Origin of the sequence: Sphingomonas pruni NBRC 15498 (assembly GCF_001598455.1) — a bacterium.
GTDB lineage: Bacteria > Pseudomonadota > Alphaproteobacteria > Sphingomonadales > Sphingomonadaceae > Sphingomonas > Sphingomonas pruni.
In genome coordinates this window covers 1-18,285 of sequence record NZ_BCYZ01000060.1, presented here as the reverse complement: position 1 = coordinate 18,285, position 18,285 = coordinate 1, and the positions used below count along the sequence as shown (strand labels likewise).

The following is an 18,285-nucleotide window of genomic DNA, read 5'->3' as shown; positions in this document are numbered from 1 at the left end:
TCGCATGCGGACCTTATGTGTCGTGCTGGCGGCGGCAATCGTCGCCGGCGGTTCTCCCGTCGCCGCACAATCGGGGAGGGAGGGGCTTCGCGAGCAATTGCGTGCGCGGATCGCGGCGGCGGGCAATGCGCCGCTACCTGCCGGGGTCGATCAGCGCACGCTGCCGCTCGCCGGCGGCGCCCGGACCTATCTCCTGCTCGACGCGCGGCGCGACAAGTCGCCCGCACCTTTGGTCGTCGCGCTGCACGGCGGTGGGGGCAACGGCAAGACGATGGTGCCGCGTTGGGCCGACAAGGCGCGCGCGGAAGGGATCGTCGCCGTCTTTCCGGACGGCATCGGCCGCGACGGACGCATGGCGACGTGGAACGCGGGCGGCTGTTGCGGACAGGCGATGGCGACGAAGAGCGACGATGTCGGCTTCGTTGGAGCGCTGATCGACGAACTGGTGCGCAGCGGCGTGGCGGACCCGAAGCGCGTCTACGTCACCGGCATGTCGAACGGCGGAATGTTGACGCATAAGGTAGCAATCGCCTTGTCTGGCAAGGTCGCCGCGGTCGCGGTGGTCGCCGGAGCGATGTTCGGCGACGAAGCGCCGCCGGCCGCGCCGGTGCCGGTCATGGTCATGCACGGGGTGAAGGACCAGATCGTTCCCTATGCCGGCGGCCCAAGCTCCGTCGGGTTCGTCGCCAGCGCGCAGGCCCGGGATTTCCAGCCGGTCGAGAAGACGGTCGCGTTCTGGGTGAAGGCGGACGGCTGCGCCGGTGGGCCGAAGGCGTCGCCGGCCGGCGAGGTGCAGACACAGGACTGGGCCGACTGCGGCGGGGGGGCGGAAGTGCTGTTCTATCGCCTCGCGTCCGCGACCCACACCTGGCCCGGGGCGGAAGTGCCGGCCGGCGCTACGCGGATGCTGGAGATGACGCCCTATGACGCGATCGACGCGACCGATGCCGCCTGGGCCTTCTTCAAGCGCCATGTCCGGCCCTGACACCAGCCGCCGCGACCTGCTCGCAGGCGGAGCGGCGCTGCTGACGGCGGCGGCGTTTGCGCCCGAACCAGCGCCCGCTGCGGCGCCCTCGGTAAGGCATAAGGCTGGCGATTGGCCGGTATATGGCGGGACCAACGCCGCGACCAAATATTCCCCGCTCGCCCAGATCGATGCGTCGAACGTCGCCGGACTGGAGATCGCCTGGGAATGGAAGTCGCCCGACGCCGCGATCCTGGCGGCGCATCCGGAGCTCAAGCCCGGCGAGTTCCAGGCGACGCCGATCATGGTCGACGGGCGGCTGTTCACCTCCACCGCCATGTCGCAGGTCGCCGCAATCGATCCCGTCACCGGCAAGACGCTGTGGGTCTACGATCCCGGCAGCTGGAAACAGGGCTATCCGACCAGCAAAGGCTTCCTGCATCGCGGCGTCGCGTACTGGAACGGTCGCGTGCTGATCGGCACCGGCGACAACCGCCTGATCGCGCTGGACGCCGCGACCGGACGACCGGTGCCCGGCTTCGGCGACAAGGGCGAGGTCGACCTGCGCGCCGCCGCCGGGGAGAGCCGCACCGGCGAGCCGGCCGGGCTGATCGGCGTCACCTCGCCGCCGGTGGTGTGCCGCGGCACGGTGATGGTCGGGCAATATATCAACGACCGTCCCGACCGGACGCCGATGCCGGTGGGCACGATCATGGGTTTCGATGTCGCGACCGGCCGACGCAAATGGACCTTCCGCCTGATCCCACGCGAGGGCGAGCCGGGATCGGAAAGCTGGGTCCCAGGAGCCCTGGCGCGCACCGGCAACGGCAATGCCTGGGCGCCGATGAGCGCGGACGACGATCTCGGCCTGCTTTACGTACCGGGCAGCTGCCCGACGAACAACTTCTTCGGCGGCGACCGGCCGGGCGACAATCTATACGGCAACAGCCTCGTCGCGCTCGACGTCGCGACTGGCAAGCGGCGCTGGCACGTCCAGCTCGTCCACCACGATGTGTGGGATTACGACCTGCCGTGCGCCGGCAATTTGATCGACATCACCGTCGACGGACGCCGCTTCCCGGCCATCGCGCAAGTGACGAAGCAGGGCTATTGCTTCGTGTTCGACCGGCGCACGGGTCGGCCGGTCTGGCCGATCGAGGAGCAGCCCGTCCCGCAATCGACGATTGGTCCCGAGCGGAGCGCGAAAACGCAGCCGGTGCCGACCAAGCCACCCGCATTCGAGCGGCAAGGCGTGACCGACGACGACCTGATCGACTTCACACCGGAATTGAAGGCGGAGGCGCGCGCGATCCTGGCGGAGTATGACCATGGCCCCGTCTTCACCCCGCTCGGCACCCGGCCGACGATCGTGCTGCCCAGCTGGGTCGGCGGTGCCAATTGGTGGGGCGCGGCGGCAGATCCGGCGACGGGCACGCTCTATGTCCCTTCGATCACCGCGGCGGTGGCGATGGCGCTGGGCCAGGACGGGAAGCGTACCGACGCGGCCGATGGCGAGAGCGAGATCGCCGGGCAAGCCTCGATCGTGCGCGGGCCGCGCGGACTGCCGCTGCTGAAACCACCCTATGGCCGCATCACCGCGATCGACCTCAATAAGGGCAGCATCGCCTGGACTCGCGCCAATGGGCCAGGTGCGAAGGACGCGCCGCAGTTCAAGCCGTACAATCCGGGGTGGATCGGCCATACCGCCCGCACCGGCCCCCTGTTGACGAAGACGTTGCTGTTCCTGGGTGAAGGACCGCATCGGCCGGGGGTCGCGCTCAAGGTGTTGCGCGCGTGGGACAAGGCGACCGGTGCGGTCGTCGCCGAAGTGTCGCTGCCCGACCATACCCACGGCCCGCCGATGACATACATGGCCGACGGACGGCAGTTCATCGTGTGCGGCATGGGCTTCAACAAGGCGCCGCACCGGCTGGTTGCACTGGCGCTGCCACGGAAAGGAACGTCTGCATGAACGCGATCGCCATGACGCGGCGCGGCCTGATCGCCGGCGCGGCGGGGACGGCGGCGATGCTGTGGGCAGCCCCCGCCTTCGCCGCCGGGGCAATCAAGCATTACATCCTGATCGAATTGCTGCCCGGGGCCGATCAGCTCGCGCTCGACCGCTGGTACCTGACGTACCACGCGCCGCAGGTGCGCCGCGCCTATCAGGCGTGGCAGCGCAACTATCTGTCGTTTCGCGCCTATCTGCCCCCCGCGGAAGCGGTGCAGCGTTATAAGGTCGCCTATGGTCGGATGACCGAAATCCACTTCGATACGCTCGAGGATTTCCGCGAGAGCCGGAAGAATCCGCTTTATGGCGGAGACCTGCAGAGTTTCACGTCGCCGCCCGGCGGCTGGCGCGCGAACACGTTATTCCGCAGCACCACGGCGACGGTGCCGGTCAATCCCGACTTGCTCTACGTCTCGAAGCCGACGCCGCCGAAGGAGCTGCCCTATCTGCGCTGGATCGTGTTCCTGCGCCCGCACGCCGGCATAGCGCAGGCGGACGCCGATGCCTGGTTCGACGGCGTGCATGCCAAGGAGATCGCCGCTCTGCCCGGGCTGAAGCGTTTCGGCCTGTACAAGTCGGTGGCCGATCGCGGCGAGTATTCGCGCGTGATGGAATTGTGGTTCGACGATTATACCGCCTGGCGCACGGCGTTCCTGACGCCTGAGCCGCGTTTCGCCGCGCCGCCCTGGGGCGGGAAATTCCCCTTCTTCGACACGCTGTCGATGTTCGTAGGCGAGAATCCCGATGTCGACTTCATCCATGACGAGCGGGTGATTCCGTGACCGTGACGCCGTCCGTCATCGACGACATGCTCCGCGCTACCGCCGCCGACCATCCGGAGGCTGAGGCGCTGGGTGAGCGTGGAGCGGCGATCGACTTCGCCACGCTCGACGCGCGCGTCCATCGTATCGCCAACGGCCTGCTTGCCGAGGGCAAGGCCGGCGACCGGGTGGCGATCCTCGGCCGCAATACAGATGCACAGGTCGAGCTGATGTTCGGCATCCTGCGCGCGCGCCAGGTGGTGCTGCCAGTCAACTGGCGGCTGGTCCCGGCGGAGATCGCCTATATTTTGCAGCATTCGGGTGCCACGCGGTTGTTTTGCGATGCGGCGTTCCTGCCGGCGGCCGAACTGGCCTGCGCCGGCCATGCCATCCCGATCACGGTCCTCGACCACAACTTCGCGAGATGGCGCGACGCGCAATCCAACGAACCCGTTGCGCGGGGCGGACGCGCCGACGAGGTCGCGCTCCAGATGTACACCAGCGGCACCACCGGCCTGCCCAAGGGTGTGATGCTGACCAACGCCAACGTTGTCGCCTCCGTGGCGATCTACAGCCGGCCGCCACTCGATCTCGCGCCCGGCGACGTGATCTATGCGCCCGCGCCGATGTTCCACATCACAGGCATCGGCCCCGTGCTGCGGATGGCGCAGTCCGGTGCGCGGCTGGTGGTGAGCGCTGCCTTCGCCGCCGACGAGGCGGTGCAAGTAATGGCACGCGAGCGGGTCAGCTACACCACGCTCGCGCCGGCGATGATCCAGGCGTGCTTGGCGGCTCCGTCGTTCGCCGGGGCCGACCTCTCGGCACTCCGCGTGATCGCCTATGGCGGCGCGCCGATCGCGGAGACCGTGCTGCGCGAGGCAACGGCGCGGATCGGGTGCCGCTTCGTGCAATGTTACGGTCTGACCGAGACGACTGGGCCGATCACCATCCTGTCGCCGGACGATCACGCGCCGGGCCGCGATCTGTTGCTGTCGTGCGGGCGCGCGGCCGGCGATATCGCGATCCGCATCGTCGATGTCCAGGGATGCGACGTGCCGCCCGGCGACACTGGCGAGATCATCGTCGGCGGCGCGATCACCATGGCGGGCTATGCCGCGGATCCGGACGCGACCGCCGCGACGATCCGCGACGGTTGGCTGTATACCGGCGATGCCGGCTATCTCAACGCCGACGGCTACCTCTTCATCCGTGACCGCGTGAAGGACATGATCGTCTCGGGCGGCGAGAACATCTATCCGGTCGAAGTCGAAAACGCGTTGCTCGAACATGGCGGGGTCGCGGACGCAGCGGTGATCGGCGTGCCCGACGATCGCTGGGGCGAAGCCGTGCTGGCACTGGTCGTCGCCGCGCCGGGGGCGGGCGAGGACACGCAGGCGATCCTCGATTTCTGCCGCACCCGTATCGCCGGCTACAAATGTCCCAAGTCGATCCGCTTCACGGACGCGGTCCCGCGCAACGCCGCCGGCAAGATCCTGCGACGCGAAATTCGCGAGCCATTCTGGAAGGGCCGGGAACGGCTGGTCGGTTGAGAGGAGAGAGACGATGATCGATATCAAGCTCGCACGGCGCGACCTGTTGCGCGCGACGACGGCGTTGCCACTGGTCGCGATCGGCGGGCGTCTGCGCGCCGAGGACGGCGATGCCGACCTCCGTGCAGCGTTTTATTTCGCCTATCCGCTCTACGAATTCGCGCGCAGCGAGCAGACGATAGCGCAATGCGTGGGTCAGTCGGGCCTGATCAACATCGTCAAGCAGCGCGTGCAGCTCGCCGACGCCAGCTCCCGTAACGTGACGGCCCCGAACAACGACACGATCTATTCGTCCGCCTTTCTCGATTTGTCCGCGGGGCCTGTCGAGGTGCAGGTGCCGGACGTGCGCGACCGATATTTCTCCTGCGCCTTCATGGACGCGTTGACTGACAATTTCGCCTATATCGGCACGCGCGCGACGAATGGGCGTGGTGGACGCTTCTGGATCGCCGGACCGCAATGGGCCGGCCGCGCGCCGGCTGGCGTTACGCTGTTCCGGTCCAGCAGCAACGACGTCTGGATGCTGGCGCGCACGCTGGTCGATGGCCCCGCCGACCTGGAAAAGGCGAAAGCGATCCAGGCACAGGTGAAGGTGATCGTGCCGCCGGGCCGCTCGCCCGCGCGCGGTTTCACGACCAAGGCGACGCCGGTGCCGCAGGATCCGGCGCTGTTCCTGGCGGTCGTAAACGAAATGCTGCGCCGCTCGCCCGGCGGTAAGGGGCAGTTCGCTCGAGCCGTGCGCTTCCGCGCCCTCGGCATAGGCATCGACGGGCCGCAGTCCGCCGCGCTGCTCAAACGGTGGGGCGACTACCTGCCGACGGGAGTCGCCGACTTGCGCGAAGGCTTCCTGTTCCGCGACCTGGTGTCGGACGGCTGGAGCTATCAGCCGCGCGGAGTCGGCGAGTTCGGCGCCGACGACCATCTGCGCGCGATGATCGCGCTTGGCGGCATCGCCGCGCTCGGCGAACGCGAGGCGATGTACTTTCACGCCAATTTCGAGAAAGGCGGCGCGCGGCTGAGCGGGGAGCACGCCTATCGCTGGCGGGTGCCGCCGGGCGGTGTGCCGGTGCGCGGTTTCTGGTCGTTGACGATGTACGATCCGCAAGCCGATGGCCGCTATTTCCTGGTCGACAATCCGATCCACCGTTATTCGATCGGCGACCGTACGCCTGGCCTTGTGCGAAATCCCGACGGCAGCATCGACATCCTGATCCAGCACGACCAGCCCAAAGGGCCGCTCGCCGCCAACTGGCTGCCGGCGCCGGCCGGACCGATGCGGCTGGCCTTGCGCGCGTACCTGCCCGAGCATGCGCTGATCGAGCGCAAGTGGCGTGTTCCGCCGCTGGAGCGCGTGTCGGCGCAATAAATATCGCGAGGACGATGGCATTTATCGAAGACTAGCTGCTCGCGGCCCGTCGGTGGACGACGGAAGCATGACCATGCGAGCGGTCCCCGCCGGAGTCAGCGGATTCCACATCCGCATTTCGGTCTCGATCGGCGGGGATGCCGGTACGCGACCCGGCATCCCCGCGGACCTTTCGAACGGGTTACCGCAGCCGGTGCCCCTCGGCGTCCCATACTTCGACCGGGCCGAGGTTCAGCGCCTTCACCTTGGCCTCGATCTTCGACAGGTCGCCGACGACGATCCAGGTCAGCGCGTCAGGATGCAGTAGCTGAGCGATGTCGGTGACGGCGGCAGGACGCAGATTGGAATATTTGGCCGGCAGCGTCGTGATCCAATCATAGGGCCGGCCGAACCGGTTCACATATTGGAGATAGCCGACCATCGCCTGATTGGTCTCGAACTGACCGGGCAGCGCCAATACCTGGCCCTTGCCGATCAGGTCGATCTCGGCCTGCGTTGCGGGCCTGTCCTTGCGGATCGCGTGGAGTTCCTTGTCGATCTCGCTCAGTGCTTCGGCGGTCTTGTCGGTCTGGATGCTGGTCGTGACACCGAACGCTTCCGGCCCGCGCGCCTCGTCGATGTAGCTGCTCGCCCCATAGGTCCAGCCCTTGTCCTCGCGCAGGTTCATGTTGAGGCGCGCGGTGAAATTGCCGCCGATCACGTCGTTCATCGCCTCGATGTCGAACTCGCGAGGGTCGCCGCCCTGCGCGATGACCTGTCCGACGCGGATGACCGACTGGATCGCGCCGGGCTTGTCGATCAGCACGATGCGCGGAGCCTTGGCCTCCGCGATCGTGCCGAGCGTCTTGGTGCCCTTCGGCGCGGCAGGCGCCGTCCAGGTGCCGAACGATTTTTCCAGCGCGGCCTTCAGCGTCGCCAGATCGGTGCCGCCCGATGCGTAGATCGTCGCATTGTCCGGCCGGATCCAGTGCGCATAATAATCGAGCACATCGGCACGAGTGATCGACTTCAGCGCGTCGGCGCGGCCGCCGAGCGGCACGGCATAGGCATGATCCGGCCCGTAGAGCAGGTTGGCGAAGGCTCGGCCGGCAATGTCATTGGGGTCGGATAGCGACTGCGAGAGCGCGGAGAGCCGCATCGCCCGCTGCCGCTCGAGATCGGCCGCGCGGAAGCCGGGGTTGCGGATCTCGTCGGCCCAAAGGGCGATGCTGTCGCCCAGTGCCCGCGGCATCGCGGACAGCGCGAAGTTGGTCGTGTCGACGTCGCCGGTCGCATAGATGCGTGCCCCGAGCATCGCCTGGCGGTCGGCAAATTGCTGAGCGGTCAGCGTTGCGGTGCCTTCATCCATCGCGCCGAGCGTAAAGCCGTTGATGCCCGGCTTCGCGCCTTGCTCGGACGCACGGCCGGCGTCGAACACCATCGCCAGCTCGACGGTCGGCGCTTGCGGCCGTTCGGCCAGCACCACGCGAATGCCGTTCGAAAGCCGGGTCTCGCGCACCTCCGGCAGCTTGAGCGCGGGGGAGGGGCCGAGCGGTGGCAGCTTGGTGCGATCGGCGATATCCGCGACCGCCTTGTTGGTGCCGAACGGCAGGACGGTCAGCGTGTAGGACGGTCGCTTCAGCCAGTCGCTGGCGGTAGCCTTCACGGCGGCAGCGGTCATAGCCTGGGTTTTGCGCTGATCGGCGGCATAATTGCCGGGATCCCCGGTGAACACCTCACCATCGGCGAGGGCCATGGCGCGCACATAGATCGACTCCATCGCACGGGCATTGTCGGCATAGGCGCTCGCCTTGACCCGCTGCAATTCGGTCGGCGTCGGTCCCGTGGCGAGGAAGTCGGTCAGCACTTGACGCGCGGCGGCCTCGGCGACGGCGCGGTCGACGCCGGGTTTCAGACGAAGATCGATCGAGAAGATGCCGGCGACGGCATAGGCCGCATAGCTGGCCGATGCCGAGGTCGCGAGCTGCTTTTCCTGGACGAGAATGCGGTAGAGCCGGGAGCTCTTGCCGCGGCCGAGCATCTGGCCGGCAAGCTCCAGCGCAGGCGCCTCCGGCGTGCCGCGGCCGGGCACGGCCCAATTGAACGCGATCGCTGTCTGCGGCACGTCGTCGGTCATCACTTCGGACTTGTCGCGGGCGAGCGCGGGCACCCAGGCGGTGGTGCGGCTGATCGGCTGGCCGGTGGGTACGCTACCGAAATATTTCAACATCAGCGCCTTGGCCTGCTCGACCGTCACGTCTCCCGAAAGCGAGACAACCGCGTTGGTGGCGCCGTAATATTGTGCGAACCACCCCTTCACGTCGTCCAGCGACGCGGCGTTGAGGTCCTCCATCGAGCCGATCGTCGGGTGGTGATAGGGATGGCCGAGGGGGAACAGCGCCGCGGCCTCGTGCTGATCCATCAGGGCATAAGGCGTGTTCTCGCGCGTGCGCTTCTCGTTTTGCACGACCTTGCGCTGCTCATCGAGCTTGGCCTGACTGATCGCCCCGGACAAATATCCCATGCGATCGGATTCCAGCCACAGCGCGCGCTCCAGACCACCGGTCGGCACGATCTCGTAATAATAGGTCTGATCGAGCGACGTCGCGCCGTTCACGCCGGACACGCCGATCTCCTGCAGCGGCGGCATGTATTCCTTGTCGTAATGCTGCGACCCGTTGAACATCAGGTGTTCGAACAAATGGGCGAAGCCCGACTTGCCCTGAGGCTCGTTCATCGACCCGACGTGATACCAGACCGCGACCGCGACCTTGGGCGTGGTGTGATCCTCGTGCACCACGACGCGCAGACCGTTGGGCAGCGAGAATTCCGTATAGGGGATCGCTTCCTGCGCGCGGGCGGGAGCCATTGCCGTGGACGACGCCAGCGCCGCGGCAAGGGCAATCAACGTGAAGGCTTTCATCGAAGGAGTCCTGAAGCATGATGCCCGCCCGTGCGTGCACGGGCGGGCATGGTTGGGGAGGAGGTTCAGAAGCTGACGGAGGTGCCGATCTTGAACTTGCGGCCGCCCAGATACGTGGCGCGGGTATAATATCCGGCTTGAAGCTGTTGGACGTCGGGCGTGCCCACGCCCTTCAAGAGATCCGACGCCTCGATATAGACACGGTAGTGACGGCGCTTGTCGAAATAATATTCCCCGCGGAAATCGAGGGTTTGCACGCCCTTGTCGTAGACGCTCAGACCGCGCGGAATGAAATTGTCGAGCACAGACGACTGAAAACTGTAGGCGAGCGTCGCGTCGATCCCATATTTGTTGTAGGTCAAGGAGACCGTCCCGGAATGCTTGGGCTGCTGGTTGAACGGCAGGTTCGAGAATTCGTAGATGTTGTTCTGTCCGGTCGGGGCATAGGCCCAGCTATATTGCTGCCACCGGCTCGATTTGGTGTAGGTATAGTTGGCGAAGATGCCAAACCCGCTCAGTGCGCCCGGCAGGAAGTCGAACCGGCGTTCGATCTGCCCCTCGATACCCCAGATTTCGGCGATATGATCGCTGTTGATCGGTGAGCCGCCGTTGATGAAGTAATTCTCCGGATGCGCCGGATCGAAATAGGGCGCGCCCTGGAAATACGGGCTGTCGGGCAGCGTGATATTGGCGAGGTTGGCCGGACCGTTGGTCTGGTTGGCCTGAAGCAGGTTCTTGATCCGCTTGTAGAACAAGCCCAGCTTGATGATGCCGATCTTGTCATAATATTCGGCGCTAAGGTCGAAATTGTGCGTGATGGCGGGCTTCAGATTCGGATTGCCCGAACTGATCTGCAGTATCGGCTTGACCCCGTCCGGTCCCGGAATCGGGATGTTGATGAAGGTGATCCGGGTCTGGGTCGACAGCTGTCCGATCTGCGGCCGGGCGACCGACATGAAATAGCCGCCACGAAAGATCAGTTTGTCGCTTTGCCGATAGTTGAACAGCACGCGCGGCAGAAAATCGGCGGCCGTCGTGCGTTCGGTCACCAGCTTGCTGAACTTGTTCTGGAACGCCAGGTCGACACCGAAACCGCCACCATCCTCCGGCAGGATCGGGCCGATATAGGTCGGGAAGACCAGATTGGTCGCGCTGAGATCGGTGCGATTGTAGCGGACACCGCCGATGATCTCGAGCTTGCCGAACTGAAGCCGGGTCTGGATATAGGCGGCGTAATTGTCTTCCTTGGTCGATTGCTTGTCCTGGCCAGCCGCGGGCGCGATCGGCATCAGCGTCAGGTTCGGGTCACGCGCGATGAACTGGTCGATATTGTCGAGGAAGTTGACCAGCGTGCCTTCGCTCATCGCGGTGAAGTTCGCGCCGTTGACGCCGATCCGACCGAGGTCGGTCGGCGTGAAGGCGAGCCCCAGGTCGGCGACCGATGCGCCGCCGCCGAACTGCGTTCGGACGAGGTTGCTCTTGAAGGTCGTCCGCTCGTAGCGGCCGCCGATCTCGATATATTTGAGCGGCCCGAAGTCGATGCTCCACCGTCCGCTCAAATTGGCGGTGTAGCGATCGTTGCTGCCGGTGGTGGTGTCGATCTGGCCGGTGCCGTCGTCGATCGTATAGAGCGACGGATTGTTGATCAGCGCCCATCCCGTGCTGCTGAGGAGCGGGATCGGGATGCCGGAGCCGCTGCGCTGCCCGAAGGGGGTGACGATATAGCCAAGCTTGGGATCGGTCGCGCCCGGCAGGAAATCGTTCGCCTGCGCGTCGCTGTCCGGCATGCGCAGGTCGAGCACCGTGCTGCGGCCATGATCCTCGCTGCCATGCGCATAGCCGAGCAGGTAGGTCAGCCCGATCTTGCCGAAGGTCGACTTGCCGTTGAAGCTGTAGGTGTCGGTGACGATGCGCGCGTCGGGATCGTAGGCATATTGCTGCTCGCGCTGGAGGCCGGCATTGCCGGGCGTCAGATCGAGATGGAGGGCGGAGATCGCTTCGCCGCCCGGTATGTCGGAATATTCGCTGAGGCCGCCGAAAATATCGGTCAACGAATAGCTGGTGCGCGTGGCTTGCGAATGCTGATAATCCAGCTTCAAATTGGTGCCCGCGCTGACCTGCCATTCGGCCGACAGCGTCGCCGCGAGCGTGGACTGCTTCACATGGTTGAAGCTCGTCTGCAGCTGCGTGACATAGGCACCCGTGTCGCCCGGCACGAACGGAAAAGTGCTGCGCGGATCCAGCGCATCGTTCGTCTTCAGCGTGGGCTGGCCATCCGGGCCATTGGGCAGGAAAGCCCCGAACTTCGTGACCGTGCCATAGCCGATATTGCGCACCGAGTTGCGGCGGTACTGCACCGACGCGCTCAGGCCGAAATTGCCCTTGCTGCCGAACCGGCCCGCCACCGTGCCCGATACCAGGAAGTCGCGGCTGAAGCCGCTGCCGCTGCCGCCGCCTTCGACCTGCAGGTTGGCATAGCGACGCGGACGATTGAGCGGGGAGAGCGTTTCGATTTCGATCAGGCCGCCGGTGCCTGCGCTGTCCTGGCTGGGGAGCAGGCTCTTGCTGATCGTGATCTTGCTGACCGAGTCCGCGAGCAGATTGCTGAGGTCGGCCGAGCGGCCGGTGCCGTTGCCGACGGGCAATTGAAGCCCGTTCAGCTTCACGTTGTTCATGTCGGGGTCGAGACCGCGGACGATCACGTTGGTCCCATCGCCGGTCACGCTGTCGCGCTGGAACGACACACCCGGCGCGCGGCGCAGCGCGTCAGAAAAAGTGGTGCCGGTGAAGTTGCCTAGGTCGTCGGCCGAAATCACGTCGGAGTTGTTCTCGGCCGCGCGCTGCAGGTTCAGCGCGTTCGCGCGAGCACTGCGGGTGCCGTAGATCACGATGGTGGCGTCGTCCTCCTTGCCTTCGGCAAGGGCCAGGTTGAGGTGGACCGATTTGCCGGAGCCGACGCGGACGCGCTCAGAGAGCGTCTGGAAGCCCAGGAACGAGATTTCCAGCGTATATTCGCCCGCCGGCAAATCAGCGAAACTGAAATTGCCGTTGTTGTCGGCGGTGGTGCTCTGGTTGGTCTCCACGATCCGCACCAGCGCACCGGCCAGGGCGCGGCTGCCATCTGCTCGCGCCAGATGTCCGCTGATGCCGGAATTGCCGCGGCTGGCTCGCCCCGGACCGCCCGGAGCGGAAACGACGTACGAGCCGCCTTTCGTGATGCTCAGGGTCAAGCCGCTGCCGCGGAGCAGTGCCTCATACGCGTCGCGCGGCGAGAAGGAGCCGTGCAGCGCCGGCGACGTCTTGCCGCGCACCGTCTGAGCATCGAACACGATATTGGTACCGGTCAGCGCCGCGACCCGGCTCAGCGCGGCATCGAGCGACTGCGCCGGAATGTCGAGCGAAAAGCGCGCCTGCGCAGAAGCGGCCGGCACGTAGCCAACCATGCTGCAACTCGCGGCGAGCGCCGCCAAGATCAATTTCGATCGCATTGATTCCCCCGAAGGCGCGTGCCCATCGGCGCCTCATTGGGATAGACGATTCCGCATCGCGAAACCGACATGACCTCGAAATAAAAATGTAATTGCGGAGTGCTCAGCGCACTAAATGCAACCCATCGCCCGATTTTTCGACGCGAAGATTGTGCAGCGCGGCGACGGCCTGGGCGAATTCCTGCGGGTCGTTGGTGGCGAACACGCCGGACACGCGAAGCGCCCCGACCTTAGGGTCGTCAATCACCAGCGGCGGTCCGCCGTACCGGTTCAAGTCGGCGGCCGCGGCGGCAAGCGGCATGTCGGAGAACATCGCCTGGCCACGCCGCCACGCGGTCGCGATATCGGCGGGCTGCTCATCCAGCTTGGCTGGAGCGTCGCCGGTCGAGGTCAGGCGATCGCCGGGAAGCATCACGGTCGGCGAGGTGGTGCGGCCGGTGACCGAACGCGTGTCCTTGACCTGAATTTTGCCCTGGATCAGCGTGACGACCACGTCGTCGCCTGTCCGTCGCACGATGAAGCTGGTGCCGACGGCGCGCACCAGCTTGGGCCCGGCGTGGACGATGAACGGTCGTGCGGTGTTGTGCGCCACCTCGAACATCGCTTCGCCGTAGTCCAGATCGACGCGCCGTTCGCCGGGCTGATAGCGAACCCGTACGCTGCTGTCGGTATTGAGGGCGATGCGGCTGCCATCGGTCAGGGTCGTGACCTTCTGCTCGCCAATGGCGGTGGTGTAGGTTGGCGCGCGCGCGAGCCACAAAGTCGCGCCGACCACAAAAACCAGCAAGAGCGACGCGGCGAGGGCGAGCTGGCGGGCGGCGAATGCGGGAGGACGGGCGATGCGCCGGCGTGCTGCTGCTGTCGGCCGGTCGTCGGCGGTCAGCATCGCGCCCGGAATGATCGACCAGATATCGGTGGCGCGTTCGAACGCTTCCTCATGCGACGGGTCGCTGCGCAGCCAGTCCTGAAATGCCGCGTCGGTCTGCGCGACGCGAGCGTCGCCCTGCAGCCTGGCGACCCAGGCTGCGGCTTCGGCGGCAGCACGGGGCGACGCTTTCGTATTCACCACCCATCCATCCACTGAACCAGTTGCAGTGTCGCACGCGCTACCTGCTTTTCGACCGCGGCCACGGTCATTCCCTCGTCGGCGGCGATTTCCGCGTAGGTCGCACCTTCCAGTCGCCGGCGAAGCAGGATTCGACGCGTCCGTTCGGGCAGGGCGTCGATACCGTTCTTCGCGCGGCGCAGCCGTGCGCGCTGCTCGATCACATGCGCGGGATCGGGGCGCGTGTCCGCGATCGTCCCCGGATCCTCGACATGCGCGAACGGCGACCGCTCCTCGCGACGGTTGCGATCGATCGACAGGTTGACGGCGGTTGTCACCAACAATGCCTCACGCGATCGTGCGCCGTGCTGGCGCTCGAAATGCTCGATCTTGAGAAATGCTTCCTGCACTAGCTCTTCAGCGTCCTGCTCGGGGACACCCCGCCGGATCAGCACACGTCGCGCTTTCGATAGCATCGCCGTGAGCGCCGACATCGTGTCCCTCCGTCTCTTAGACGACCGAAGGGCCAAAGCCCGACAAAGCGGACCAAAAAAAAGCAGTGCGGCGGCGATTCATTACACCGTTGTGCGTCAAAACTTTCCAGGCTTGCAAGGCTGGATGGCTGGGCAGTACTTGTTTTGGACGTCACGCGGTTAGGTGATGCCGAAGGTCCAGCCCTCTGTCTGCGCTAGGTCGGGAGTCAAACGCGCGGGCGACCACAATTCCGGGCGAGGGGCGTAGACGCGCAGCCAGGCAGCGGTCAGCAACACATCGGCGCTATGATCGTCGATCGCACCGCTTCCCGCGACAGGCGCGCTCCCGATCGTCTCCAACGCGCTATTAAGGCCCTCGATGGACGTCATCTTGGTCCGACCTTTCGCCCGCCCAGCGGCGATCGCGGCCAGGCTGGTATAGATTTCGACGATCAGCGAACCCCGCGCCGGTGCCGGGTCGAACGGCCAGATCGGCAGCTTGCCGTCCAACTGGTGCATCACGCGCATTCCCGTCAGGCTCGATTTTCCGACTTGCGCCGCGCCGACCAGATTTAGGGTGCTGTACGGGTTCAGGCCCTGGAGTCGTTGCTCGATCTCGCTGATCCGCAACCGGCCCCGACCGCCGCCATATTGGTCGCCCTCGCGCCCGCCGTGGCGACGGAAATGACGCGAGGCCTGCGGGTGGTCGACAAAGGTCGAAGCCGCGAGATGTGGATCGTCGGTCGATATGCGGTCGACCAACGCCCATAAAGCCCGGGCATTCGCCGGGCTCTCGTCCCACTCAGGGAAGAAGGCCCCGCGATCGGCAAAGGGCAGCGACAAACCAAGATCGAGCCCGACTAGTGTCCCCTCGGGCATTTCGTCGCGCAACCAATGGAGGACGGCGGTTCGCGACCAGCCGCCCGGCCGCGCGATCAGATTCGGGGCACCGCCATTGCGGGCGCACATCGCCACCGCGATGCCGCGCTGCACCGGTCCGACCGCGCCCGACCAGTCGATCGCCGCATAATAGTCGAAATGATCAGGGCCGATCGCCAAACGCCGCTCGCTGCGCCTTGCTGGCGCGGTCCCACCAGGCACGGGTGATCACGGTGCGAACGCGGTCGGGATCGCTCGATCCATAGCGCACCAGCAGACCGGGCCAGCCCTCGTAATGCGGCGTCTGCCAGAAGGTATCCGGGTCGGTTTCGAGCAGTACGGCCTTTTCGTCGTGTGGGCTCATGACGTGAAAACTGTCCGCCTCGCGCCCCGGCGAGACGAACGCCTTCTTGTTCACCTTGGGACAAGGGGTGCCGTAGAAACTTTCCATATACGTTTCGGGCAAAGTGAGCGCAAAGGCGACGACTTGATCCCAATCGGCGAGCGTCTCAGCCATCGCTCTTGCGCCTCAGGCTGTCCCAATAGTCGAGCCGTTCCTGGATGCGCTTCTCGAACCCGCGGCCGCTCGGGGCGTAGAACGTCTGCGGACACATTTCGTCGGGCCAGTAGTTCGACCCGGAAAAGCCTTCCTCGGTGTCGTGGTCATAGGCATAGCCTTTGCCGTAGCCGATATCCTTCATCAGCTTGGTCGGCGCGTTGAGGATGTTCTGCGGCGGCATCAGCGATCCGGTTTCCTTCGCCGACCGCCACGCCGCGCCCATCGCCTTGTACGAGGCGTTCGATTTGGGCGCGGTCGCCAAATAGAGGCACGCCTGGACCAGCGCGAGTTCGCCCTCGGGCGAGCCGAGGAAATCATAGGTATCCTTGGCGGCGATACATTGCACCAGCGCCTGCGGGTCGGCGAGGCCGATATCCTCGATCGCCATGCGGACCAGCCGGCGCAGCAGGTAGAGCGGCTCCTCGCCCGCAGTGAGCATCCGCGCGAGATAATAGAGCGATGCCTGGGGATCGCTGCCGCGCACCGCTTTGTGCAGCGCGGAGATCAGGTTGTAATGGCCCTCGCGGTCCTTGTCGTAGACCGCGACGCGCCGCTGCAGGAAAGCCGACAGCCCGGCAGGGTCGAGCGGTTCGGGCAGGTCGACCGAATAGAGCGTCTCTGCCTGGTTGAGCAGAAAGCGCCCGTCTCCGTCGGCGCTCGCGATCATCGCCGCGCGCGCATCGGGGGTAAGGGGCAGGGGACGGCCCATCAAATCGTCGGCGCGATCGAGCAATTTGCCCAGCGCGGTGGCGTCGAGCCGGTGGAGGATCAGCACCTGCGCGCGGCTGAGCACGGCGGCGTTGAGTTCGAAGCTGGGATTCTCGGTAGTGGCGCCGACCAACGTGACGGTGCCGTCCTCGACATAGGGCAGGAACCCGTCCTGCTGCGCGCGATTGAAGCGATGGATCTCGTCCACGAACAGCAGGGTGCGCTTGCCGATCCGGGCATGCTCGCGCGCTTCGGCGAAGGCTTTCTTGAGGTCGGCGACGCCCGAGAACACCGCAGAGATCGCGACGAAGCGCAGACCGACCGCGTCGGCGAGCAACCGCGCGATCGTCGTCTTGCCGGTGCCGGGCGGTCCCCACAGGATCATCGACGACAGCCGTCCGGCAGCGACCATCCGCCCGATCGCGCCCTCCGGTCCGGTCAGATGTTCCTGGCCGACGACATCTTCCAGCCGGCGCGGGCGCAGCCGATCGGCGAGGGGGGCATCCTCGCTCGGGACATCCTGGGAAGAGGCTTCGGGTTCGAAGCCCGCGAACAGATCGGCCATAACGGGAACATAGGAGTGAAAGAGCGGGAATCCCAGCGAAGGTTCCTACCGTCATAGGCCGGGCCGGTACGTGCTTCCGAGGACCGATCCGAGCTGCGCTGCGCCCGAGGCCGAACCGGTGCAGAGAGCGTGCCTTTTCGCGGTCGTCACCCCGGGCTTGTCCCGGGGTCAACCGTGCCGCCAGCGTGAAGCTTGAGTTTCTAGTTTCGGACCGGTGGGCCGGGACGGGACCGGCATGACGAAGAAGTGAGAATGAAAAAACTTCTAAGATATATCTTGAACTATTCGCCGTACGATATATCTTGGCGCCATCATGAAGCATCCAAGGAATCAGGAATCCATGTTTTCCCATCATCATCACGGCGGCCGTGGCTGCCATCCCGGTCAGCACGCGATGCGCGGCGGCTGGGGCCATCGCGGCTGGCATGGCCGCGGTTTCGGCGGCGGCCGTGAGGGTCGCGGCGAGGGCCGTTCGCGGCGCATGTTCGACGGTGGCGAGCTTCGCCTTGTCCTCTTGAAGCTGATCGCCGACGAGCCGCGCCACGGCTACGACCTTATCCGCCAGATCGAAGAGCTGACCGGCGGCGCCTATGCGCCGAGCCCCGGCGTGGTCTATCCAACGATCACCCTGCTCGACGATATGGGCCTGATCGAGGCGCAGCAGAGCGAGGGCGCCAAGAAGCTGTTCGCGGTTACCGATGCCGGCACTGCCGAACTCGAAGCCAATGCCGAGCAGGTCGCTGCGCTGATCGCCCGACTGAGCGCGATCGGCGAGGAGCGGCAGAAGGTCGATGCCACTTCGATCCGCCGCGCCATGGGCAATCTTCGCGAGGTGCTGGTCAACCGGCTCAACTCGGGCGAAGTCGATGACGAGGCGCTGCACCAGATCGTCGCGCTACTCGACGAGGCCGCGCAGAAGATCGAGCGGCTCTGAGTACAAAACCCTCTCCCTTTGGGAGAGGGTCGAGGCGCGTCAGCGCCGAGGGGTGAGGGCAGGGAGCTACATGCGGGCCT

At 65.8% G+C, this 18,285-nt stretch carries 13 protein-coding genes; 6 read left to right on the top strand and 7 right to left on the bottom strand.

Going from position 1 to position 18,285, the window contains the following annotated elements:
* The first annotated feature begins 4 nt into the window (after positions 1-4).
* The 5 genes from SPR01S_RS16110 to SPR01S_RS16090 are packed head-to-tail and all read left to right on the top strand — an operon-like array spanning position 5 to position 6,652.
* Positions 5-985 carry a CE1 family esterase gene (locus SPR01S_RS16110; RefSeq protein WP_169803451.1) on the top strand — a complete coding sequence of 327 codons (981 nt, stop codon included), beginning with the start codon at positions 5-7 and terminating at the stop codon, positions 983-985.
* Entirely contained in the window at positions 972-2,936 is a 1,965-nt protein-coding gene (locus SPR01S_RS16105; protein ID WP_066591208.1) for an outer membrane protein assembly factor BamB family protein, read from the top strand. The genes SPR01S_RS16110 and SPR01S_RS16105 overlap by 14 nt, the downstream gene beginning before the upstream one ends.
* Positions 2,933-3,757, top strand: a complete 825-nt coding sequence (locus SPR01S_RS16100; protein WP_066591204.1) for an EthD domain-containing protein — start codon at positions 2,933-2,935, stop codon at positions 3,755-3,757. The genes SPR01S_RS16105 and SPR01S_RS16100 overlap by 4 nt, the downstream gene beginning before the upstream one ends.
* The gene (locus SPR01S_RS16095; protein ID WP_066591192.1) at positions 3,754-5,286 is read left to right on the top strand and encodes a long-chain-fatty-acid--CoA ligase; all 1,533 of its coding nucleotides are present in this window, start codon (positions 3,754-3,756) and stop codon (positions 5,284-5,286) included. The genes SPR01S_RS16100 and SPR01S_RS16095 overlap by 4 nt, the downstream gene beginning before the upstream one ends.
* 13 nt (positions 5,287-5,299) lie before the next feature.
* On the top strand, positions 5,300-6,652 hold the full coding sequence (locus tag SPR01S_RS16090; RefSeq protein ID WP_066591190.1) for a DUF1254 domain-containing protein: 1,353 nt from the start codon (positions 5,300-5,302) through the stop codon (positions 6,650-6,652).
* A 181-nt stretch (positions 6,653-6,833) separates the two neighbouring features.
* On the opposite strand, the gene SPR01S_RS16085 is transcribed toward SPR01S_RS16090, so the two are convergent.
* From SPR01S_RS16085 to SPR01S_RS16055, 7 genes are all read right to left on the bottom strand, one after another.
* Positions 6,834-9,554, bottom strand: a complete 2,721-nt coding sequence (locus tag SPR01S_RS16085) for a M16 family metallopeptidase (RefSeq protein ID WP_066591189.1) — start codon at positions 9,552-9,554, stop codon at positions 6,834-6,836.
* Between the two features lie 65 nt (positions 9,555-9,619).
* Positions 9,620-12,997 (bottom strand): TonB-dependent receptor, encoded by a 3,378-nt coding sequence (locus SPR01S_RS16080; protein ID WP_169803450.1) that lies wholly within the window; start codon positions 12,995-12,997, stop codon positions 9,620-9,622.
* A 148-nt stretch (positions 12,998-13,145) separates the two neighbouring features.
* Positions 13,146-14,108: a FecR family protein gene (locus SPR01S_RS16075; RefSeq protein WP_066591187.1), complete on the bottom strand. Its 963-nt coding sequence runs from the start codon at positions 14,106-14,108 to the stop codon at positions 13,146-13,148.
* Positions 14,105-14,581, bottom strand: coding sequence for an RNA polymerase sigma factor (locus tag SPR01S_RS16070; protein ID WP_066591186.1), 477 nt, complete (start codon positions 14,579-14,581; stop codon positions 14,105-14,107). Before SPR01S_RS16070 ends, SPR01S_RS16075 begins: the two co-directional genes overlap by 4 nt.
* Before the next feature lie 159 nt (positions 14,582-14,740).
* Entirely contained in the window at positions 14,741-15,613 is an 873-nt protein-coding gene (locus tag SPR01S_RS16065; RefSeq protein ID WP_066591222.1) for a hypothetical protein, read from the bottom strand.
* A complete protein-coding gene (locus SPR01S_RS16060) occupies positions 15,603-15,956 on the bottom strand; it encodes an MmcQ/YjbR family DNA-binding protein (RefSeq protein WP_066591184.1) in 354 nt (117 codons plus the stop codon). Before SPR01S_RS16060 ends, SPR01S_RS16065 begins: the two co-directional genes overlap by 11 nt.
* Complete coding sequence (locus SPR01S_RS16055) at positions 15,949-17,271, bottom strand: replication-associated recombination protein A (protein WP_066591177.1); 1,323 nt, start codon at positions 17,269-17,271, stop codon at positions 15,949-15,951. The genes SPR01S_RS16060 and SPR01S_RS16055 overlap by 8 nt, the downstream gene beginning before the upstream one ends.
* 340 nt (positions 17,272-17,611) lie before the next feature.
* On the opposite strand from SPR01S_RS16055, the gene SPR01S_RS16050 reads away from it, so the two are divergent.
* Complete coding sequence (locus SPR01S_RS16050) at positions 17,612-18,205, top strand: PadR family transcriptional regulator (protein ID WP_066591220.1); 594 nt, start codon at positions 17,612-17,614, stop codon at positions 18,203-18,205.
* Positions 18,206-18,285: the final 80 nt, after the last annotated feature.

Excerpts from the sequence above, each read along its gene's own strand:
- SPR01S_RS16090 (WP_066591190.1), top strand. The coding sequence starts at position 5,300 with ATGATCGATATCAAGCTCGCACGGCGCGACCTGTTGCGCGCGACGACG.
- SPR01S_RS16085 (WP_066591189.1), bottom strand. The coding sequence starts at position 9,554 with ATGAAAGCCTTCACGTTGATTGCCCTTGCCGCGGCGCTGGCGTCGTCC.
- SPR01S_RS16100 (WP_066591204.1), top strand. The coding sequence starts at position 2,933 with ATGAACGCGATCGCCATGACGCGGCGCGGCCTGATCGCCGGCGCGGCG.
- SPR01S_RS16060 (WP_066591184.1), bottom strand. The coding sequence starts at position 15,956 with ATGGCTGAGACGCTCGCCGATTGGGATCAAGTCGTCGCCTTTGCGCTC.
- SPR01S_RS16110 (WP_169803451.1), top strand. The coding sequence starts at position 5 with ATGCGGACCTTATGTGTCGTGCTGGCGGCGGCAATCGTCGCCGGCGGT.
- SPR01S_RS16080 (WP_169803450.1), bottom strand. The coding sequence starts at position 12,997 with ATGGTTGGCTACGTGCCGGCCGCTTCTGCGCAGGCGCGCTTTTCGCTC.
- SPR01S_RS16070 (WP_066591186.1), bottom strand. The coding sequence starts at position 14,581 with ATGTCGGCGCTCACGGCGATGCTATCGAAAGCGCGACGTGTGCTGATC.
- SPR01S_RS16050 (WP_066591220.1), top strand. The coding sequence starts at position 17,612 with ATGTTTTCCCATCATCATCACGGCGGCCGTGGCTGCCATCCCGGTCAG.
- SPR01S_RS16105 (WP_066591208.1), top strand. The coding sequence starts at position 972 with ATGTCCGGCCCTGACACCAGCCGCCGCGACCTGCTCGCAGGCGGAGCG.
- SPR01S_RS16055 (WP_066591177.1), bottom strand. The coding sequence starts at position 17,271 with ATGGCCGATCTGTTCGCGGGCTTCGAACCCGAAGCCTCTTCCCAGGAT.